This window comes from Halomicronema hongdechloris C2206 (assembly GCF_002075285.3).
Taxonomy (GTDB): domain Bacteria; phylum Cyanobacteriota; class Cyanobacteriia; order Phormidesmidales; family Phormidesmidaceae; genus Halomicronema_B; species Halomicronema_B hongdechloris.
Genome location: NZ_CP021983.2, coordinates 1,849,231 through 1,871,181, shown reverse-complemented (window position 1 = coordinate 1,871,181; position 21,951 = coordinate 1,849,231). Strand labels below are relative to the sequence as shown.

The window sequence follows — 21,951 nt, the reverse complement described above, 5'->3', positions numbered from 1 at the left end:
CAGTTACCAGCGCCTGATGTAGTCAGGGATCATGTGCTGCGATCGCTCTCACGTTATTGGCCCAAGAATAAACACATCATTGCCGATTTGCCAATTTTGTCGGTATCCAATCCTGTTATTTCTGAAGCGCTCTCTCTGAGAGAAATACCTTTACCAGACTGGGCCAGTATTTGGGGGGTAGGAGGGATATTATTAGTACCTGCGGAAACCTGTCCTTGCGGAATTCACTGGGAACAGGTTGATTGGTGGTTGGCAAGCTTTTTGTTACTCGAATGCTGGCATGAACGCTCTTGGGAAGATGCCAACGGACCCATTCATTCTTACAGTTTTCGATTGAGAGCTTGGGATAAACGGGTTTGGGAACGGGCTTGGGTTAATCGCGTTGCCTTATTCTTGCGTGAATGGGTAGCTCAGATCAGGGGAGAGGATGTTGAACATTTGTTTGGAGCGCTTCCTTCTCCAGAATTTATCATGACCCATGATATAGATGCTGTCAGCAAGACCTGGGCAATCCGACTCAAGCAAGGAGTCTTTAATGGGGTCAATGCCCTACGAGCCTTAGGACGAAAAGATCTGACGGCAGCGATCGCGAAAACGCAACAAGCGATACGGTTTCTGCTGAGCCAAGAAGACTGGTGGGTTTTGGATGACCTGCTGCAAATGGAACAACAGAGGGGGATTCGCAGTATATTTCATTTTTATGCTGACCCGGCTCCCAAAACCCTGAAACGCTGGTTGATGGATCCCGCATACTCAATAACAGCCCCCAAAGTGCAATCCTTCATTGAAAAGCTACAAGTTGCAAAGTATAGTGTTGGAATTCATCCCAGCTTCGACGCTTGGCACGATAAGGATAGGATTACAGCCCAGCGAAAACACCTTCAGTTAACCACGGGAATCAATATTACAGATTGTCGTCAGCACTGGTTAAGGTTTAGCTGGGATACTACCTGGTCAGCCCAAACCAAGGCTGGCCTACAACGAGATACGACATTGATGTTCAACGATCGCTCCGGATTTCGTAATGCTAGTGCTATTGCTTGGCGGCCTTGGCATAGAAGTGCATCTACTCCCCATCAGATCATCGCCTTACCTTCGATGTTGATGGATTCTCACCTCTATGACTACGCCTTAATGACGGACAATGAACGTGTGGCAACCATACAGTATTGGGTAGAGGAATGTCGTATGGTACGTGGACAAGTAGCCCTGCTCTGGCATCCTCATACGTTAACCCAGGATTATGGTTGGGCAAAAGGGTTGCAATCTCTCTTCTCAGTTTTGTAATCACTGAGAATAACCATCAGGAAAAGTCGCGTAAATGCCAGACTACATTCATTCTTTGTCGACAAGACTATATTATCTTTTGATTGCCATAAGCTTTTTGGCGATTCTAATGATTGGGATGTCGATAGCTTTAGGTTCGCGACATACTTCGTGGTATCAAAAATACCTAGTCATGAACATCTTGTATGTTGCTTTACTATTTTTCTTCCCTCGCAAAACCAAACAAATTTTAACAAGATTAGCAGAATGGGTCTCTATTCAAGACGAAAATTTTTATCCAAGAAAGCTGATTTTTGGTGCAATTCTTTTTGTCCTGATCACTTTCCAGACTAAGATTTTTTGGGGCTTTTGGTTCTCAGGAATTGCAGGCTGGACATATGAGAACAAGCATTCTCAAATAAGAGAAGCAGTAGAACTCCCAGAAGCTTCAAGAGCAATCCCCTCAGATTCATTTTTGTACAAATCCATCAAAGATGAAAACATATTGTTTTTCCAGAAGTCTGGATATATCACAGGAAATGCCATGTTTCTGCACTATTCCAATGGAGAAATATGGCCTACAAATTTTGAGCTATCTGGGCTTGTTTTTCCACAGTATGTTTTTAATCTAGAATCACTTCAAGAAAAAACTTATCAGAGATCATTTCTCGAAATCTTTTCTAAAAACTTAGCGCTTCGCAAAAATGGTCGGGCTTTTTTACTTCCACTTGAGATCACCTATCCAGTGCATACTCCTTATATGCAGATTGACTATACAAGAACTCCAGATGCAAACCTCCTTGGCCGAATTTCATGGTGGGAAATCGTTGTTTATGCTGATCACGAAGAAAATACCATAAAGATAGTTGATGCAAAAGAATTAATCTCAATAGAAAAATGAATAAAGTTAAGAGGAAATTAATTGATAGTCTAAAAAATTACCAGGAATTTCGGTTCTATGGTGTTTTCAAGGACTCACCACCCTTACATTTTTACATTTTTCAATTCGTTAGCTTTTCATATTTATTTTATCGCTTTTTAAGCAGGAACTACACAATCTACGGGTTGCTTCCCGAATCGAGTTTTTCTTATCCAGAAAGATTTGTTTATGGCACTTGGCCCTTTCCTGTCCCCATGTCGTACTTCACCACTTTCCAGTTTATTTACCAGTTTTTCCCACGTCCAAATGAAAACATCATACTTTTAATTCAAGTGGCTATTATAGTTTCTTGTATTTTTGGCATTCTTGGTGTGCACCCGAAAGCTTGTGCTCTAATAGCTTTTCTTTTTAGTACTCACTTAACTGGCATGGTGCAAATTACTAATGCCGAAATTGATGGAGGTACTATAGCATTATGTAGTTTACTTATTTTAGCACTTTCTCCTAGAGAAAGCTTTTACGGATTAGCCAACGGATACTCGCTTACCCAACGGAATTCTCGATATCACTGGCCGATATTTCTACTCTTCTTTGTTATTGGTTCCTTTTATACTTCTGCCGGTATAAATAAAATCATCGATATTGGTATTCATTGGCCGTTCGTATTACATCTTGACCACCTTGCAGAGGTGGGAATTGAGAATTCCATTTTCTTGTCAAGCCGCTATGTCTCTCCATCGGTATCTAGCTTTCATCTTTCATATCCTTTATCAGTCATAGCGGGTGTCGTTGCTTTAATTGGTGAACTATTCTTCGTCACTATTGTTTTCCTCCCTCGTTATCGCTTGTTCTTTGTAGCGTCAATGTCATTGATGCATTGTTTGGTATTTCTGACGGCAGGAATTAATTTTGTTGGTAGCTCTATATTGTTATTCTTATGTCTTGATTGGAATAGTCTTTTGAGGAGAGTGACTATTTACTATGATGACCAATGTCTATTTTGCAGTCGAACAGTCTTTGGGCTTAAGAAACTAGATTGGTTTCATCGGCTTGAAACAGTACCGATTTCAGATGATGTACCCCATTCCTTAGATATGAGAAGACTTGAATTAGAGATGGGGCTTAAAGACGAAAACGGTGAGGTATATTATGGAGCTGATGCATTTGAACAAGTCGCATCTCGTTTGCCGGTTCTATATCCGTTAGCAATTCTCACAAAGATACCGGGGATTATTTTTGTATCCCGGTACTTATATCTATTGATTGCCGAAAATAGATATCGCTTTAGCTGTCATGTTAATGATAGTTGTAAACTTAAATAATGCGAGGTTTCATGGAATGATGCTGACAAATAGAAGGAGGAATATTGAACCGGGCAAAATTCCAGCTTTTTGATCAAATGAAAACAACGTGCTTATGGCTCAATGGACATTAAGACAAGTCTTCCCTCTTTGGTTAAAAATCCCTCTGTGGGGCGATCGCCAACGATGGGGACTAACCGCGAATACGGCGGATCCTTGCTGGCAAAAATGGCAGCAAATATACAGTGACTTTTACATAGCCAACCAGCGTCAAGGCATCGGGACCCAAGTCAATGACGCTGGTTATCGAGTGATGAAAGACTTTCCGATGCTTGGAAAGATGGTTCTAGAAATTGGTGCTGGAGATATTCGTCATCTTGTTCACTGGCAGGGAAAACCAGTCTCCTGTCTTTTGGCAGATGTTCATCCAGCCATGATGGAGAAAGCCCAACGTCGCCTGCAGGAACATGGTGTCAAACATCAAACATTATTGTTAGAGCGAGGTCAGCGCCTGCCGTTGCCTGATGCTTCTGTCGATGCAATCGTGAGCTTCTACTCTCTGGAGCATCTCTATCCTCTCAGTCCCTACTTAATGGAAATGAGGCGCGTGCTAAAACCCGGTGGAATCCTCATCGGAGCTATTCCTGCCGAAGGAGGATTAGCCTGGGGGCTGGGCAGACTGCTGACGTCTCGCCGTTGGTTCAAACAAAACACCACGATTGATCCAGACAAAATTATCTGTTGGGAACATCCAAATTTTGCTGACGACATTTTGATTAATCTAGATCGCGTTTTCCAACGCCAACAGGTTACTTATTGGCCCTTTCCCTGGCTTCGCTGGCTAGATTGCAGTTTGATTCTCAGATTTCGTTATCAAAAGAGAAAGAGCTGATCAATGCAAAGCCACGAGGTGTACCTGTTCCAGATATATTCAGTCCTGCCCAGAATTCTTGCGTTAATAGATACCGACCCGACAAGTGTAAGCTATGGGATGGGCGATCGCTATCATTGGGCTTGGGGCTTGATCGACTTCGGTAATGCTAGTTTTCAAGGCATGGCTCATGGTTTCGCTCGATTGTGGAGTCATCAACTATGGCCCTATCCAACTACTCAGGAACACTTTGTCAGACGCATTGATGCGCTTTTCCAAGCAACAGCATATCTGACCCGACGAGACGGGAGTGTAGAGGAAGCCTTTCCGAATGAAGGGTCTTTCTGTGTCACAGCTTTAGTCGCTTTCGATTTACTGTGCACGATAGACTTGCTGTCCGAAGAGATTTCTGCTGTTGAGCAGGAGAACTGGCGGAGAATCGTGCAACCGCTGATTGAGTACTTGCAGAGCGCTGATGAAACTCACGCCCTTATCTCTAATCATCTCGCTACTGCAGTTGCTGCATTAGCTCGATGGCATGACCTTACGGGAGATCCAGAAGCAGAACAGCGTGCTGAGGAGCTTCTCACAAGAATTTTGTGTCATCAGTCTCAGGAAGGTTGGTTCCTAGAATATGAGGGGGCAGATCCTGGTTATCAAAGCCTATGTACTTACTATCTGGCAGATGTCCACAAACTGCGCCCCGCTTGGGATTTGCAGCGTCCCCTGCAAAATTCTCTGAGCTTTTTGAGGTATTTTGCTCATCCTGATGGGTCGTTTGGTGGACTCTATGGCAGCCGCTGTACTCGGTTTTACTATCCAGCAGGCCCCCTGGCGCTGTCGTCTGACATACCGGCAGCAATGGCCTTATCCCGATTCATGGTTCAGAGCATTGCTCAAAATCGCGTCGTTACACTCACAGCAATGGATGACCCTAATCTCATTCCGATGTTTAATGCTTATTGTTGGGCGGCAACTTTAGCGAAGAATTTGCTGAATCATACATCGGACAAGTTTGATGATAAGGCGTTGCTTAGCCATGACACCTTACCAGCAGAACAGAAACAACGACAACGTCAATATTTCCCTGAAGCTGGACTACTCATCGATAGAGGTAAAGAGCATTACTCCATCATTTCTACGCATAAGGGCGGCGTCGTCTACCATTTCAAAGATACGAAATTGCATCTTCTCAATGCAGGAGTTGTTGTACGGAATGCTAAAGGCCAATTGGGAAGTAGTCAGGCTTATCAAAAAGAGAATCGAGTCACGACGTGGAAGGAAAACAGTCTCTCTATCGAGGCCCCTATTGTCACGATGCCAAAAGTCCTCCCCCAGCCTTGGCAATTTCTAGTCCTACGGATACTGTCCTTGACCTTATTCCGTTTCAAGTTTTCACGTGAGTGGATTAAGCAGCAACTCGTACGTCAGTTGATTACCAATACCAAACTTTGGCCGATACGAAATCGCCGCACTATTCACTTGGGTCGAGACTTGACCGTGAGTGATGAACTGACTCAGGAAAACGGGTTTCATGTGCAAGCAACTCTCGGTTCCTTTGTTCCAATCCATATGGCCAGTCAGGGATACTGGCAGATTCAGGATGAGATTTCAGAACCACCAGGACAGCTTGGAGACGCTTGATGATTCCTCGATTTAAGCCTGCTTTAGGCTGGGAAGAATTTATCGCTTTATTTCGGCTAAGTCACGGGGCGGTAGATCGCTTCGAAAGGGAGTTCGCCCAGACATTTCAGGCAGTTGACGCAGTAGCGTTTCCTTATGGACGTTCAGCTCAGTGGGCTTTTTTTAAGGCGATCGGTCTCAAGGATGCCGAAATTATTATGCCTGCTTACACCTGTTCGGTTGTCGCTCATGCGGTGACCTTGAGTGGTAATCGTCCCCGATTTATCGATATCCAACTCGATGACTACAACATGGATTTGGACCTAGTTTCGGCTGCAATCAATGAAAAAACGCGAGGAATTATTGCAACTCACACCTTTGGTTATCCTCAGGATCTTGATCGGCTAGAGGCGATCGTGTCAGAGACAGAACAACGCTTTGGGCATAAAGTTTGGCTAATGCAAGATTGTTGTCATGCCTTCGGAGCAGAGTGGAATGACCGTCTTGTCGGTACTTCTGGAGATGTGGCAGTTTATGCGTTCAATATCAGTAAAATTATCACGTCGATTTTCGGGGGAATGTTGACGTTTCAGAATCAAGCCCTGGCTGATCAGGTAAGATACTGGCGCGATCAACATTTCAAGACACCAACCTGGTGGAAAGCCTGGATGCGTAGACTCTATTTACTGGCTGTTTACATCGCCTTCCATGAACAAGTTTATGGATTTACTTGGTGGCTCCAGGAAAAAACACCGCTTCTAAACCGCTTGACCAAGGCTTACCATTTAGATGATCAGATCCGGTTTCCACCTGATTATTGCGATAAGATGCTGAATGTCGAAGCGGCAGTAGGGGCGGAACAACTCAAAAAATATCCAGAAATTATCGAACATAGGCGAAGACTAGCACACTGGTATGATAAATATTTAGAGCGCAGAGACCAATGGATTTTTCCACCTTTATACAAAGGTGCAACTTATTCACACTATGTAGTGCGTGTTCCAAATCGACAATCAGTGATCACTGAATTTGCCTCACAAGGACTACATCTTGGAGAGCTTATACAATACAGCATACCAAGTTTAAAGTCTTATAGCACCCAACCAAGTGCATATCCAAATTCGAAACAGGCAAGTAAAACTACTATCAATTTCACTGTGTCAAAATGAAGACTCTCGTCGTTGTGGGTAATGACAAATTGGGAAACAAGGCGATACAGCTTTTAGACACTTCTGATAATGTGCAAGTCTTGGTAGATAGGTCAACAAATTTATCTCGGATCTGGAATCTTTTAAGGAAACAAAAAATTAAATTTTCATTGTTATCAAAAATGGCTTGCTGTGAATTTTTAAGAGACGGAAATTCTCCTCCTAAATCATTTCCAGGAATCAATTCAAACAAAGACCTTCTTCGTACAATTGCAAGTAATTCGCCAAGCAAAATGGTTCTTTTCAGAGCTGGCTTGATAATTAACAGTAAGGTTTTAAGTACGGGCATAGATATTCTGAACATACACTGTGCCAGAATTCCAACATACGGAGGTATAGGAGCTATTAATAAGGCTCTTGTTGAGGAGGATTTTGAGCAAGAAGCGTGCTTGCATAGGGTTATCGCCTCCGTTGACTCTGGCGAAGTTTTATTGCGCTTGCCATACAAGCTCGATAAAAACCTATCATATTGTGAAAACGAGAAAATTGCTTATGATGCGGGACTGTCTTTATTAACTTCAGTTCTCACAGAATGAACAGAAAAAAGAGATGGCTGACACTAAAATATCCTTTAGATATTACCTTCTAGAAATTGATAGAAAGCTAATTAATCTAGAAAAGGTGATTTTTTTCTTTGGGACATCAGTCTAAATATGATTAGATTCCTCAAAAATGCACAGATTTTATTAAACAGCAAATACCTCAAGCTAATCAAGTGGACTGGCTTATCGATTCTAGTCTTCGTTCTTATTAATTTTTTTATGAGGTCTGAAGTATTTAACAAACTAATCAAAGTATCATCACTAAACTTGATTATTTTTGGTGTTTTACTTCTGGTAAGTAAAGTGTTTTACGCGGCACGTTGGTCTCAGCTGTACAGCGCGGTTGTTGAAGTAGGATATTCTCCTGTTATTTTTCTTTTTCGAACCAACCTTCTTGCTGATTTTGTTGAAATAGCAATGCTATCTTCATTAAGTAGTGAAGCTACTCGATTGATGAAACTTTATGAATACTCCAGAAAGCCTTATCTGTGTTCTGCTTCTATTGTAGGAGATCGCGTCTATGGGCTTATCAGTATGATTATGCTAGCCCTAGCGCTATCTCCAGTCCTTGTAACAAAAATAGACCAAAATATCTCAATCCCCTGGGGGATTCTGATACTGCTTCTTTGCGTTTTTCTTCTAATAATTTATATTGCATGGATGGGGTATCGAAAGAAACTTTTCAATTTCGTTTCTTCCATCGCAGAGAGGATGAGCTTCAAGTCTATAGCAAATGCTTTAATGCTTTCTATTGTCGGACATTTGTGTTTCGCTTCTAGCTATTACTTCCTCTTCCGAGAAGTTAACACAGTATCTCTACTTTCCATATGGTCTATTGTTTTCACAGCTCAGCTCTCTAATGTTATCCCCCTGTCTTTTTTGGGAATTGCGCTTGGTGAAGCATCCATCATTGCCTTATCTGGGTTACTAGGTGTTACACAGGCTTCAGCAATTGCAGTCGTTGCGATCGTGGTTGCCAGTAAGTATGTATTTGCTTTATCTGGTTTTCTAATAGAGCTGTTTGTTGACGGGAGAGAGTTTATTAGGGTAATGCAAAAAGCTCGTTCTCCTCAGCCAGAGTCTGTTCCTGTGAACGACCTGTCAAGGTGATTTTCAAAAGAACTTGAAGCGTAAGTTATATGAAATCATTTCACACATCTAGCATCCTACGCAGATTCAATTCTCAGGTCGGGATGTATGTCCTCTTGGGGCTGTATTTGACTTACGTCTGGTGGCAGAGAGTTCGACACATCGATTTACAGCATGCCTGGCAGGGGTTTTCTCCCCTAATCTATGTATATCAAAAGTTTCAACCCGAAAATTTTATTCGTGATTTTCCTAACGGAGCCGAAGCCTATGACGCCTCCTTGGTAATGAGACTCTATCCCTGGCTCTATTCCAGTTTTGGAATCAAGCCAGAGGCCGTTGTGCCAATATTTATTGCTGTTGAACATATTCTTTTTGCCACAGCTATTATTATCCTCACACGAACCCTAAAGCCAAAGACTTCTAAAGTCGTTCCCGTCTTAGTCACAATCTTGTTGCTTGCAAGCTATGCTCCCAATATGAACCTAGCTCGGTTTGGGATTGTTTACGGCTTGTACTATGTGACAGCTCATTCTTTTCGCTTGCTGGCGATCGCAGCTCTTCTAAAAGGCAGATACTTTCTCGCAGGTGTTTTAATTCTAATGACCTTTCTTAATCATCCCACAATTGGGTTGATGGGAGGAATTTTCTTGTTTTCAGCTTCGCTTGCTAGACCAATTAAAATCTTCAAACTCAGGTATTTAGGATTTGCTATTTTACTGAGCGCTACAGCGTTTCTATGGATTTCGCTGGTCGTGAGTCCTGAAGCTCATCTTGCAAACGAGATCCCTAAAGATATCTGGTTTAGCTTTTCGAAGCTGGGCAGTGTCCATTGGTATCCCGTTGACTATGGCCACTTCACATTTAACCATCAGGAAAGATTCATTCCTTTTCTCTCTTTGACACTTTTATTTGTTTACTACTTCACGCGCACTCCGTTAGATGAGAAGAAAAGGAGAATATTCTACGGCTGCTTGGCAATGGTTTCTCTAGTGTGCATTGGAGTCGTATTTTCTATGACTCAATTGAGTACGACCATTGTCAAACTCTCTCTACATCGGGCTAATGACATCATTACTTTTATCAGTATTATCTATGTGACTGATGGGCTATGGCAAGAAATAAGACAAGGATATGTATGGCGTAGGCCTGTAGCATCAGCAATTCTTATCTCCCCTTTGGTCTTTAAGCCAGGATTCCCTTTGGCTTTATCTATCATTCTAACGAGCCCTATCGTTTTTCGTTTCTTACGCCAGCGGGATAGATCTTTACATACGCTATCAGTCACATCACTTATAGTTGTGTGCATTACTTTAGTTGGATTATATGCTCTACACGGTATGTTGGATTCCTGGAAGATATCTGCCTACACCGGTCTTGCATCTAAATATTTTTTACTTGTACCTATTGTTTTAGTTGTGGTAGTTTTGTTGTTGAGGCTGCTGCATTTAAATTTGCTTAAAAACCTTGTCCTTGTTTTATTCCTAGGTTTAGCCTATTTATGGCAAGAATCTCAATCTCTTAGTTCTCAAGAAATCGCCCTAAGAAGGGACTATTATAGAGTACAGATTTGGGCGAAAAATAACACTCAAAAGAGTGCATTATTTATGGTTGATCCAACAATTTATTATGGTTGGAGAGACTATTCGCATCGCAGTTCATTTGGAAATTTGCGCGAATGGATATTGCTATCTTGCTGTGTTTATAAAAGTGATTTTAATGTCTATCAAGAAGGGATGAGGAGATTTCGAGAGTTCCAAATTGATATTGACAAATATTTAGAGGTAGAGCCTTCTTTATTAGGGTTTAGGCAATTAAATGATGCTATTCGTGAGAAATACTATAGTCTAGACGATAGTTGGCGACTGAATATAAATCAAACCTACGGTGTTGATTATTTTCTTTTAATTAAAGATCGTATGAACCATAATAGTGATTTTCCGATCATTTACCAAAATGATAGTTTCGTGGTTTTACATACTTCCAGCGATGCTTCGTATCAGGAGACTTTTGAAAATCTTAATTCAGTGAATATGAAATTTGCTCTTTAACATGCTCAACAAAATCTGGCAAATGTACTATAGGCTATCAAGTTTGCCAAACTGGCTGATAACACGATTAGCAGGGAAGCAATTTATTAAAAATATTCTCCTGATGACCGCTGGAACGATGCTGAGTCAGGCGTTAGTCATAGCTGCATCTCCTATTATTACTAGAATTTACACACCAGCTGAATTGGGGACTTTCACTGTTTACGCTTCCGCTTCAGCAATTTTAGCCGTTATTGCTTCGCTGCGTTACGAACTAGCTATTCCAATAACCAAGGATGATGAGAGTGCTGCCAATTTATTATTTTTATCGTTGTTACTATTATGCCTATCATGTTTTAGCTTGGGTCTAGCTATATGGATCTTTAAAGAAGATCTAGGGAGGTGGCTCAATGACCAAGATTTGGGCATATCAATATGGCTTTTGCCACTTGGTGTGATTGTCAGTGGAATCTATAACATCCTTACTTATTGGTCTGTCAGACAGAAAAAATTCTCTGTAATAGCTAAGACTAAATTTGTTCAGTCATTTGGTATTACGGCTATTCAAATAGGTATAGGATTTCTTCAAATCAAATCTTTAGGGCTTATTGCTGGAGATATACTGGGGCGTACTCTTGGTAACTTTCACTTTTATTACTTGAACTCTGGATTGCGAAAAGCCATATTTGATGCGGTGAGCTGGGTAAACGTGTTTGAAGTTGCCAATCGCTATATTCGTTTCCCTTTAATTTCTACAGGTTCAGCTCTCTTCAATAGCGCAGGTCTATATCTACCTTCAATTTTACTGGCAGCAATGTATGGCCCTCAAATAGCGGGTTGGTTTGCATTAGGTCAACGGGTAGTCAGTTTACCGATATCTTTGCTCGGTAAGTCAGTTGCCAATGTCTACTTTAATGAGGCTGCCAGCGTTTACAATCAAAATCCATATGCCCTTATGCCGCTGCTTAAAAAGTTAATGGTAAGGATGCTACTGGTTAGTGTGCTCCCTATGACTATCTTTGGTTTGACAGCACCTTGGCTATTTCAGGTCGTTTTTGGCAGTTCTTGGATTGAAGCGGGTCACTATGTAAGAGTATTGTCCATTACCTACCTAGTACAATTAGTTGTGGTACCATTCTCCCAAACTCTAAATATTATCGAAAGACAAGACTTACAGTTTTTTTGGGATATAGGAAGGCTATTGCTTATTTCAGCAACTTTATTTCTTGCAAAAAGAGCTAATTGGGAAGCATTCGATGCCATTTTAGCTTATACCTTAGCCAGTTTGTTCGCATATTTATGCTTGATTGCTATCATTCACTATGGTTTAATTAAATTGAATACCAATAGTCCACCACTTTAAAGTCTCTTTCCATTGAAGTTTGATTTCTTGTCAACTTTAGAGTGCTACTAAATAAGAGAATGCTTGACTTTGATAAATATTGGTATCTTTATCTAATTCACTGGGTTGTAAATCCCATTGTGATTGGATATCTAGTTCAACTTCTCTGGGGAAATATTCGTTATCTTTCTATTCCATACGTATTCATTGCGTCTTACTTTTTATTCATCTATTTGAGAGCCTTAGAGATTTATATTGCTGATTATCATGAACATCTATTCATGATTGCCGTTTGGCTAGTACCCTACATATTTATATTTTTTACTAGCGCATGGTTTTTGCTTTTAGATCATGGTCGAAAAAAGCAAGTAACAGCATTTTTCAGGACGGACTTTTCAGTCAGAGATATTCAAATATCAAATTTTTCACCCTTGATTTCATTTTTTTTTATATCCCTTCCTTTGTTTTATTTATTAGATAAAGGGATACAAAATATAGCTGCTTTTTTCTTGATATTCAATCCTGGCGAAGCTAGAGAAACAATGATTCTGAGAATTGGAGGTTTAACTAGTAATTTTGGGCCATTTTTAACTTTAATATATGCCTACAGTCGTGCGTTGCTATATCCAATTTATACAGGTGTTCTCGTAGCGCTTCATTCACGAGGATTAGTTTCTAGAGTACATCTCTGGTCAGTTATAGTAGCAGCCACTTTATTCTCTTTATTTACCGCTGCGAAAGCGCCACTAGCATATTTGCTGATGATTGTATTGCTTTCGAAATATTTTTCAAATAAAGGTAATCTGAAAAGCCGGAAATTCTTACTTATGGCTTTTTTGAGTTTATTTATTCCAGCACTCCTTTATCCGCTCTGGTTAGGTAGCACTGGAGGTGAGGCTCTTATTGTAGCCATCAGTATGTTGTGGCGTAGAATTACTTTGATTCCTTCTCAAGCGAGTGCTATATACTTTGATGCTTTTACAAGCGCTTATTCTCATGCGGGTTTTAGTTCAAATCGTTGGCTAGCTTTGATTTTTCAAGAAGATTATCAATCAACTGCATCCCTAATTTATAACGATTTTTTGCAAGGAAATATTCCAGGTGGTTTGGTTAATGCGTCGTATTTTGCATCCCTATTTGCAGATTGGGGGATGGCTGGTGCGGTTCTAGGAACCATTCTAATTGCATTGCTATTAGCCTCTTTTCAGATATTTTTAGATCGTTGTAGGGCGGATGCTTTAACAATCGGAATTCGTGCTGTAGTTTTAGTTGCAACAGCACAATTAATGATGACCAACGTTTACTCAGTACTAGCTGGTAGGGGACTGCTTTCTGCCACTCTCCTTCTATTGATCTTGAATTCAATCTTTCCTAAAAAGAATGATTTTAGAAAATTGGATACTGGTCATCGGGGTTAGAGTAAAATGACCTTACGTAAGCTTTCTATTGACATATCAGAAGCATTTTGGGGAAGTAAAAAATATGAGTTGGTCAGTAGCATTGAGAATAGCAAGTGTTATCCCCTGGAACTAGGTTTTACTCTCTCCAATGAGAAATTTTATTATTATCCTAAAGATTCTCTCGGTATTCCTGTCAAGGAATATAAAACTGCTGGAGTCCAATATAACCCCACAAGGATTGCAGCTTTTGCCTTAGCCCATTTCAATCGACACCTTAGCAATGGAGACAAAAATTCCCGCGATATCTTCTTGAGCATGGCAGATTGGTTTTTGAAATCTGAAGACGGTCTTTGGAAATATCACTTTGACTGGGGCGACTTAAAAGCTCCTTGGATTTCTTGTATGGCGCAGGGGGAAGGCATTAGTGTGCTGGTTCGTGCTTACTTGCTAACTAAAAATGCAGAATATTTAGATAAAGCCTTTCAGGCAACTTACCCATTTTCTTTGTCTGTTGAGAATGATGGAGTTCGCTCCAAAATAGATGGGAAATGGGATTTCTTAGAAGAGTATCCTTCTAAACGCCCTTCTCATACTCTTAATGGGTTCCTGTATGCTTTAGTAGGGATTAAAGATCTTATCAATATTGAGCCGGATATTGAGTCTCAAATCGGCTTTTCAGAACTGATAGATACTTTGTCAAATCAATGGTCCCTTTGGGATCTATCTACTTGGTCAGCCTATGATCTGCAAAGGAGTCCGTCAGGCAGGGCAAACTTCGCTACTGTCTCTTATCACAAAATCCATATTGCGTTGATGCAATATCTTGGGACGCAGCTCAATGAGCCTCAACTTCAGAAATGTTCGGATAAGTGGTTAGATGATTATGTATCTCTTCCCAAGAGAGTGAGAGCCTTATGGGGCAAAATCAGGTATAGGTTAGAAGTACCAGCATCTAAGTGATGGTCTTCTGTCTTAGAGAATATGATGATAGGTATCTAATGAAATCAGTCGTACAAATTACTTCTGTACACTCTCTGTTCGATACTAGGATTTTTCAGAAAGAATGTAAATCTCTAACATCTTTTGGATATCGAGTGATTCTTATTGTTCGCCATGCTAAGGATGAAAACATCGACGGTATAAGTATCGAAGCGCTTTCGATACCTCGAAATCGTCTCCAGCGCATGATTTTCACGACCTTTCAAGTTTATCGTAGAGTATTAGAAGCAAATTCTAGGCTTCATCACTTCCATGACCCTGAACTCGTTCTGATTGGTCTGCTCCTGAAGCTGCAGAGCAAAACCGTAATCTACGATGTCCATGAAGACGTTCCGCGTCAAATTCTTTCCAAGCACTATATCCCAAAAGTCTGGCGTGCTACCATCGCCTGGATAGTCGAGCGTCTAGAAACCTTCTCTGCTCGTCGCTTTGACGCAGTCGTCGCAGCCACACCTCACATTACCCACCGTTTTGAATCACTGGGCTGCCATGCAGTCAACATCAACAACTACCCTATCCTTAACGAACTACACACCCCCCGCCTTGACTGGTCTCAGAAAGAGCGAGTTGTTTGTTACGTCGGCGGCATCGCCCAGATCCGTGGCATTCAAGAAATGGTTGACGCTATTGGGCAAACAGACGTCAAACTACTGCTAGCCGGGCAATTTGCTGATTCCCAGCAGCGTCAGCGGGTTGTTTCCTTGCCAGGATGGGCCAACGTACAAGAGTTAGGACAACTTGATCGCCCTGCCGTTGCCCAAACCCTGGCTCGAGCTCAGGCCGGATTAGTCCTTTTCCATCCTTTGCCGAATCATATCGATGCTCAACCCAACAAAATGTTTGAGTACATGTCAGCCGGGTTACCTGTGATTGCCTCCGACTTTCCTCTCTGGCGGGAAATCATCGAGGGTAACGACTGTGGCATCTGCGTTGATCCGTTAGACGTGTCTGCCATTCGGGAAGCGATTGAATACCTGATTAATCACCCTGATCAGGCCCAACGCCTGGGGCAGAATGGTCTTCGAGCCATCGAGACAACGTATAACTGGGAAACAGAAGCCCAAAAGCTCAAGTCTCTCTACGAGGAATTGCTGGCATGAAACTGTTGACCATCGTGGGAGCACGCCCCCAGTTTATTAAGGCCGCCACCGTTTCGCGGGCGATCGCCCAGCACAACCAGCATCACCCTGACCGACCCGTGCACGAGATTATCGTGCACACCGGGCAGCACTACGACACTAATATGTCTGATGTTTTCTTCGAGCAGATGCAAATCCCGCATCCCGACTATCACCTGAATATCGGCGGCATGTCTCATGGGGCGATGACCGGCAGAATGCTGGAAAAAATCGAGCAGGCCATCCTTGACGAACAGCCTGATGCGGTCCTTGTCTATGGCGATACCAACTCCACCCTGGCCGGTGCTCTGGCTGCTGCCAAGCTCCACGTGCCTGTGGCCCACGTTGAGGCGGGGTTAAGGTCTTACAATCTGCGCATGCCCGAAGAGGTGAACCGTGTCCTTACGGATCAGATTTCTCACTGGCTCTTTTGCCCGACTGATACTGCCATCAACAACCTGGCGAAAGAAAATATTCCCGGATCAAGACCTGTCCAGGTAAAGAAAGTAGGCGATGTCATGTACGACGCCGTCCTGTTTTACCAGAAAATCGCCCAGCCCAGTGCCGCAATCGCCACGCTGCTCGACGAACTCGATGCCCCCTTCTACCTAGCTACCCTCCACCGGGCCGAAAACACCAACGACCCGACCCGCCTCAACCACATCATGACCGCTCTGGATACCATCTCTCGTACTCGTCCTGTTCTCTTGCCCCTGCATCCCCGCACCCAAAAATACCTGAAAGACTCCTCATTCCCCCACATTCGTCTGTTAGCGCCCGTCAGCTACTTCGACATGATTACACTTCTATCTCGTTGCCAGGGTGTCTTAACCGATAGCGGTGGTCTGCAAAAAGAAGCCTATTTCTTCCAGAAGCCCTGCATTACCCTGCGGGATGAAACCGAGTGGGTAGAGTTAGTTGAAAAAGGCTTTAATCGAGTTGTTGAAGCTAATTTAGAAAAAATTCTGGAAGCAGAGGAATCAATAAGGCATAAATCAACCTATTGGCAGATGGAGCGATCAAATGATTTATATGGTCAAGGAAATGCAGCTATTAACATACTGAAAACTTTATTGGAAGCTGATTTTTAACGTTGATCATGAAAATTTGGCTCGTTAATCACTATGCCACTCCTCCAGATAGCGGCTCCAGTACTCGCCATTATGCGTTGGCTCGAGAATTAGCCAAGTACGGGCATGAGGTGCTTGTCATTGTAGCTAATAAGCATCATCTACTTCATCATCCAGAAAATATATCAAGGAGTAGATCCAAAAGATCTATCTCTATTGAAAAAGATAGTCATGTCGATTTTTTGTTTCTACCTACCTTAAATTATCATGGCAATGGTGTGAGTAGACTCTTGAATATGATAAGTTTTGCCTGGCAAACATTGAAGTTGCCTCAGTATGTTGACGACATTCCAGATATTATTATTGGTTCATCTGTTCATCCGTTTGCTGTTTGGGCAGCAGAGCGCATTGCCAAGCGTTATAAGATTCCTTTCTGCTTTGAAGTACGAGATTTATGGTCTCAAACGCTGATTGACATGGCTGTTATTAGTTCTTACCATCCTTTAGCACTTTTTTTGAGATGGTTAGAGTCCTATCTCTACAGAAGAGCAGATAAGATTATTACTCTACTTCCTTATGCTCACGAATGTATATGTCGATTCAATGTGCAAAGGGAAAAAATATTCTATTTGCCTAACGCCGTGGATCTGAATTTTTTCTTGTCTGCTCCATTAGTCTATGATTCTCAGAAAACTTTTACGGTTATGTATTTGGGATCTCATGGACCAGCAAATGATCTTAAAACTTTGATTGAAGCAGCGGCAGAATTAGAAAAGTGCTACCCGTTGTGTCCCATTCGCTGGCGACTAATTGGAGAAGGTCCTCAGAAACAATATCTTAAGGACTATGCTCGGAAACTGGACATTAAGAGTGTCACTTTAGAACAAAGCATCCCTAAGTCTCAAGTTCCTCAAGTGATAGCAGAAGCGGATGTCCTAATTTTTCATCTACTTAAAATTGATGTTTTCAGATATGGAATAAGCCCTAATAAGCTATTTGATTATCTGGCTGCCCAAAAACCCATTGTATTTGCTTGCTCCGCACGAAATGATCCTGTTGCTGAAGCGGGAGCTGGAATAACTGTTCCTCCTCAAGATCCAAAGGCTATGGCAGAGGCAGTTTACCAGTTAGCGATTCTGTCACCTGAGGAACGGGTTGAGATGGGGAAACGAGGGCGTGCTTACGTGGAACGCTATCACAGTTATCAACATCTAGGTGAGCAGCTTAATGAACTGCTCGAAGAAGTTGTGGAAGAATTTAGAACTGTTAAATGATGGCCCATCAGAGCTTTTTCCCTAGGACTGTCAAGGAGTTTTCGGATAGGATGTGCGCTGCAATCGTGCTGCTGATATGTTCACCGTTGATAATCGCGATCGCGATCGCTATTTATCTGAAGATGGGGCGTCCTGTAATGTTTAGCCAACCCCGTCCAGGCAAAGGGAGCTACATTTTCACCTTTTATAAATTTCGCACCATGACTCATGATCGCGATGCCCAGGGAGTTCTTCTGCCTGATGAAGCGCGCCTGACACCGTTGGGCCAGTTTTTGCGCAAAACCAGTCTCGATGAACTGCCCCAGTTGTGGAACGTGTTGAGAGGCGATATGAGCTTCGTGGGGCCACGTCCACTACTAGTGAAGTACTTAGAGCGCTACACCTCCGAGCAGTCACGTCGTCACGAAATGAAGCCTGGGATTACCGGATGGGCGCAGGTGCATGGACGCAATGCAATTAGTTGGGAAGAGAAATTTAAGCTAGATGTCTGGTACATCGATCATTGGAACCTGTGGCTGGATCTCAGGATTTTAAGCTTAACCCTGTTTAAAGTCTTGCAGCGAGAGGGAGTTAGCCACCCCGGACAAGCAACCATGCCTGAATTTCAGGGACGCTTATCCGACCGAAATTCGCCTGAGTCACGATCGCCCCAATGAGTCTCTATATTTACGGTGCTGGTGGGCATGGCAAAGTTGTCTTAGATATCCTGCTCAAGCAAGGGCGAAAAGTCACTGCCTTCGTTGATGATTCGCCTGCTCTGAGCAACCAAACCATTCATGGAGTACCCGTCTATCAGGGGGGGGATACCCTGGCCCAGATGGCTGCTCAGGGCGACTGGATTGTTGCCATCGGTAGCAATCCTATCCGTCAACACATCGCTGAAAAACTCACAACCTACGGTGCTTCCTTTACCTCAGCTATCCATCCTTCTGCTCAAATCGCAATCGGCGTCAACATCAGGCTCGGTACCGTGATTATGGCCAATGCTGTTCTCAACACCGATGCACAAATTGGACATCACGTCATCATCAACACTGGTGCCACCATCGATCATGACTGTGTGATCGGCGATTACTGCCATGTCGCCCCTGGCTGCTCACTCTGTGGTCAGGTGACATTGGGTACCGGTGTATTGCTTGGCGTCGGCAGTCACCTTTGTCCTGGTGTAACCGTCGGAGAACAAACTATCTGTGGAGCCGGGGCTGTGGTGGTAAAGTCTTTGCCATCGCATTGTTTAGCCTATGGTTGTCCCGCTAAGATTATGCGGTCCTTAGGCTCACCGTGAGGAGACATGGCTGATCGCATTTTTCTGTCCCCCCCCCATATGGGTACCCGCGAACTCGAATTAGTCAAAGAAGCCTTCAAGACGAACTGGCTAGCCCCTGCTGGCCCTCACATCGAAGCTTTCGAAGCCGAATTTGCCCAGGTTGTAGGCAGTCCTCATGCTGCAGCAGTTAGTTCAGGCACCGCCGCACTACATATGGCACTTCGCCTCGTTGGTGTAACTGCCGGGGATGAGGTTCTTTGTTCTACCCTCACCTTCATAGCTACAGCTAATCCCATCACCTATTTAGGAGCTCGACCTGTCTTTATCGATAGCGATCGCACTTCGTGGAATATGGATCCTGAGCTGCTGCGACAAGTGCTGATCCAGCGAGCCAAGACGGGAAATCTCCCCAAAGCGGTGGTGTTGGTTCACCTGTATGGACAGAGTGCCGATATTGATCCCATTCTTGAAACCTGCGATCGCTATGATATTCCTCTGATTGAAGATGCCGCAGAAGCTCTCGGGGCTACCTATAAAGGCCGAGCACCAGGTACATTTGGTAAAATCGGAATCTACTCTTTCAATGGCAATAAAATTATCACCACATCCGGAGGTGGAATGCTGGTGTCTGCAGATCAGTCATTGGTGGATAAAGCCCGGTTTCTTGCTACCCAGGCCCGTGATCCTGCTCCCCATTATCAGCATTCTGAAATTGGCTATAACTACCGTTTAAGTAATGTTCTAGCCGGGATTGGTCGGGGCCAATTGCAGGTTTTGGGTGATCGTGTTGAGGCCCGACGTCATAACTTTGAAATGTATCAAGCTGGGCTAGGTCATCTACCTGGTATTGAATTTATGCCAGAAGCCCCATTCGGGCGCTCAACTCGCTGGCTGACCTGCTTGAGCATTGATCCTGAGAGATTCGGCTGTAATCGGGAAACAATTCGCCAGGCGCTGGCTAAGGAAAACATTGAAGCCCGCCCTGTATGGAAACCTCTGCACCTTCAGCCTGTATTTTCAGACTGTAAGTTTATTGGTGGGACAGTAGCTCAGGACCTATTTGAGCGCGGTTTGTGTCTCCCTTCAGGTTCTAATCTCACGCAAGACGATCGACTACAAATCATCCAAGTCATTAACAGACTTCATGAGCAAATAAATCTAACCGATTTGTCTTGAGATGGCACAGAGACAATATTGACTTGCGATCGCATCGCATCTACAGCCCCAACGCTCCACCAGGCCATCTCCCCAGTAGCGAGGGGAATCTCAAAACCACAGCAATAAGTTCGTCTTCAACAAGAACTATTTCGTCTTTAAACAAAGTCAGCATTGTTTAAGTAGGAACTATTTCATCTTTAAACAAAGTCAGCATTGTTTAAGTAGGAACTATTTCATCTTTAAACAAAGTCAGCATTGTTTAAGTAGGAACTATTTCGTCTTTAAACAAAGTCGGGCTTGTTTAAGTAGGAACTATTTCGTCTTGAACATGAAAGGAGTCCCGATTGATGCCCTGGGGGCCTAACAAAACTGAGACCGTCACTGTCTAACACAGCAACGGTCTCAGGGAAACACTATTGAGTTAATTGTCAGGGTTATATCAATTCCTCCTAATGCTAACGGTTGGCCAGACGAGAGGACACAACACCTCTTCTAGGCTTGCCCTTCCACTATAGACCGCCGTCTACCCTGACCGGCAAACCGAATGCCCAAATCCTTCATCGCTGTATCCAGCCCAGCGCCTTTATCACTGGCCTTGGCATAGGTATAAACCGATAGGGCGGCGGCATAGGCCTCACTGCCGACGGCCATGTAGGTATCGTCTACCAGTTCATAGAGCTGCTTCAGAGCCAGAACCACAGGCTCCATGGCGGTTGTCAATTCCACATCCCGTCGCATTTCCTCCACGTCGAAGGAGCGGGGCAAAAAGTCGGGATTCTGGGTGGCGACTTCCAGGGCGCGACCGACAAAGGCGCGGCTTTTATCGCCCATCTTGGGCAGCTGTTTGCGGTCTTGAATCGTTAGGTCGATTAAAAAGTCCATGCTGGCTTTGATCTGGGCAATAGCGGATAGCACCGCCGCCTGATCAGAGGCGGACAGCGATGCACTGACTTGATTGTTAGCCATGATTTATGGCTCCTTTGTAAACTGCATACTTAGAATGCCCAGGGCTTAAATCAGATGCACACCCTCTCATGCAAACCTTAAGACTCCGGGCCCACGTCAACCCAGATGGCAGCGTTCAGCTGCAAATGCCAGAGGCCAGCAACATCCCCCTGGCATCCCCACCGATGCAACGCGATCCAACGCCACTGATTGACTATCCCGTCCGTAGGGTCCAGGGCAACGGTTTGCCCTGGTCGTAGGGGTCCGGGGAAAGCGAAATTTCCCCGGGCGACCTCTCCGGCTCAGAAAACTAAGTGCGGTCTTAGCGAGGTCTATCACGCCTTGCCAATGAAGCGCGATCCATAACAATTGATAGGAAATCCGGTTAATCAACCTAGGAAAACAGTTATCTGTCATTCCCTGCTTGACTGACAAAACTGTTTAGCTTGGCGGTTAAAACCGCAGCTACAGACGCAAAACCCGCCTGCGCGGGTTACCAGAAGCCTCGATACATCCAGTCCGCGACGGTGGAATTTGCTGGTACTGATGTTTCTCACTGCATCCAAGTTAC

20 protein-coding genes are annotated in these 21,951 nt (G+C 43.5%); 19 read left to right on the top strand and 1 reads right to left on the bottom strand.

The features are described 5' to 3' along the window. Window positions 1-33: 33 nt before the first annotated feature. From XM38_RS08495 to XM38_RS08410, 18 genes are all read left to right on the top strand, one after another. Complete coding sequence (locus tag XM38_RS08495) at window positions 34-1,287, top strand: polysaccharide deacetylase family protein (protein WP_137455051.1); 1,254 nt, start codon at window positions 34-36, stop codon at window positions 1,285-1,287. Between the two features lie 34 nt (window positions 1,288-1,321). Next, window positions 1,322-2,167, top strand: a complete 846-nt coding sequence (locus XM38_RS08490) for a hypothetical protein (RefSeq protein WP_088429531.1) — start codon at window positions 1,322-1,324, stop codon at window positions 2,165-2,167. 233 nt (window positions 2,168-2,400) lie between these two features. Further along, on the top strand, window positions 2,401-3,468 hold the full coding sequence (locus tag XM38_RS08485; RefSeq protein WP_187329337.1) for a thiol-disulfide oxidoreductase DCC family protein: 1,068 nt from the start codon (window positions 2,401-2,403) through the stop codon (window positions 3,466-3,468). A 292-nt stretch (window positions 3,469-3,760) separates the two neighbouring features. Then, window positions 3,761-4,339: a class I SAM-dependent methyltransferase gene (locus XM38_RS08480; RefSeq protein ID WP_187329336.1), complete on the top strand. Its 579-nt coding sequence runs from the start codon at window positions 3,761-3,763 to the stop codon at window positions 4,337-4,339. A 99-nt stretch (window positions 4,340-4,438) separates the two neighbouring features. Continuing rightward, window positions 4,439-5,962: a hypothetical protein gene (locus tag XM38_RS08475; RefSeq protein WP_137455050.1), complete on the top strand. Its 1,524-nt coding sequence runs from the start codon at window positions 4,439-4,441 to the stop codon at window positions 5,960-5,962. Next, window positions 5,962-7,110: a DegT/DnrJ/EryC1/StrS family aminotransferase gene (locus XM38_RS08470; RefSeq protein WP_088429524.1), complete on the top strand. Its 1,149-nt coding sequence runs from the start codon at window positions 5,962-5,964 to the stop codon at window positions 7,108-7,110. The genes XM38_RS08475 and XM38_RS08470 overlap by 1 nt, the downstream gene beginning before the upstream one ends. Continuing rightward, a complete protein-coding gene (locus tag XM38_RS08465; protein WP_088429522.1) occupies window positions 7,107-7,685 on the top strand; it encodes a formyltransferase family protein in 579 nt (192 codons plus the stop codon). The genes XM38_RS08470 and XM38_RS08465 overlap by 4 nt, the downstream gene beginning before the upstream one ends. Before the next feature lie 117 nt (window positions 7,686-7,802). Further along, the gene (locus XM38_RS08460; RefSeq protein ID WP_088429520.1) at window positions 7,803-8,801 is read left to right on the top strand and encodes a lysylphosphatidylglycerol synthase domain-containing protein; all 999 of its coding nucleotides are present in this window, start codon (window positions 7,803-7,805) and stop codon (window positions 8,799-8,801) included. A gap of 107 nt (window positions 8,802-8,908) precedes the next feature. Then, a complete protein-coding gene (locus tag XM38_RS08455) occupies window positions 8,909-10,828 on the top strand; it encodes a hypothetical protein (RefSeq protein WP_137455049.1) in 1,920 nt (639 codons plus the stop codon). A 43-nt stretch (window positions 10,829-10,871) separates the two neighbouring features. Next, window positions 10,872-12,170, top strand: coding sequence for a lipopolysaccharide biosynthesis protein (locus tag XM38_RS08450; protein WP_187329335.1), 1,299 nt, complete (start codon window positions 10,872-10,874; stop codon window positions 12,168-12,170). Window positions 12,171-12,229: 59 nt separating this feature from the next. Then, the gene (locus XM38_RS08445) at window positions 12,230-13,567 is read left to right on the top strand and encodes a hypothetical protein (RefSeq protein ID WP_088429514.1); all 1,338 of its coding nucleotides are present in this window, start codon (window positions 12,230-12,232) and stop codon (window positions 13,565-13,567) included. Window positions 13,568-13,573: 6 nt separating this feature from the next. After that, window positions 13,574-14,509 (top strand): D-glucuronyl C5-epimerase family protein, encoded by a 936-nt coding sequence (locus tag XM38_RS08440; protein ID WP_088429512.1) that lies wholly within the window; start codon window positions 13,574-13,576, stop codon window positions 14,507-14,509. Continuing rightward, complete coding sequence (locus XM38_RS08435; RefSeq protein WP_306441479.1) at window positions 14,509-15,648, top strand: glycosyltransferase family 4 protein; 1,140 nt, start codon at window positions 14,509-14,511, stop codon at window positions 15,646-15,648. Before XM38_RS08440 ends, XM38_RS08435 begins: the two co-directional genes overlap by 1 nt. Next, window positions 15,645-16,757 carry a non-hydrolyzing UDP-N-acetylglucosamine 2-epimerase gene (gene wecB / locus XM38_RS08430; protein ID WP_088429510.1) on the top strand — a complete coding sequence of 371 codons (1,113 nt, stop codon included), beginning with the start codon at window positions 15,645-15,647 and terminating at the stop codon, window positions 16,755-16,757. The genes XM38_RS08435 and wecB overlap by 4 nt, the downstream gene beginning before the upstream one ends. Before the next feature lie 8 nt (window positions 16,758-16,765). Beyond that, window positions 16,766-18,010 (top strand): glycosyltransferase family 4 protein, encoded by a 1,245-nt coding sequence (locus XM38_RS08425; protein ID WP_080811318.1) that lies wholly within the window; start codon window positions 16,766-16,768, stop codon window positions 18,008-18,010. After that, a complete protein-coding gene (locus XM38_RS08420) occupies window positions 18,010-18,666 on the top strand; it encodes a sugar transferase (protein ID WP_088431591.1) in 657 nt (218 codons plus the stop codon). Before XM38_RS08425 ends, XM38_RS08420 begins: the two co-directional genes overlap by 1 nt. Next, window positions 18,663-19,295 carry an acetyltransferase gene (locus XM38_RS08415; protein WP_080811321.1) on the top strand — a complete coding sequence of 211 codons (633 nt, stop codon included), beginning with the start codon at window positions 18,663-18,665 and terminating at the stop codon, window positions 19,293-19,295. Before XM38_RS08420 ends, XM38_RS08415 begins: the two co-directional genes overlap by 4 nt. Window positions 19,296-19,301: 6 nt before the next feature. After that, window positions 19,302-20,453: a DegT/DnrJ/EryC1/StrS family aminotransferase gene (locus tag XM38_RS08410; RefSeq protein ID WP_080811322.1), complete on the top strand. Its 1,152-nt coding sequence runs from the start codon at window positions 19,302-19,304 to the stop codon at window positions 20,451-20,453. Window positions 20,454-20,927: 474 nt separating this feature from the next. Here the strand turns inward: XM38_RS08410 and XM38_RS08405 are convergent, their stop codons facing one another. Further along, complete coding sequence (locus tag XM38_RS08405; RefSeq protein ID WP_080811323.1) at window positions 20,928-21,401, bottom strand: hypothetical protein; 474 nt, start codon at window positions 21,399-21,401, stop codon at window positions 20,928-20,930. A 68-nt stretch (window positions 21,402-21,469) separates the two neighbouring features. On the opposite strand from XM38_RS08405, the gene XM38_RS25860 reads away from it, so the two are divergent. Then, window positions 21,470-21,640: a hypothetical protein gene (locus XM38_RS25860; RefSeq protein ID WP_187329334.1), complete on the top strand. Its 171-nt coding sequence runs from the start codon at window positions 21,470-21,472 to the stop codon at window positions 21,638-21,640. The last annotated feature ends 311 nt before the right edge of the window (window positions 21,641-21,951 follow it).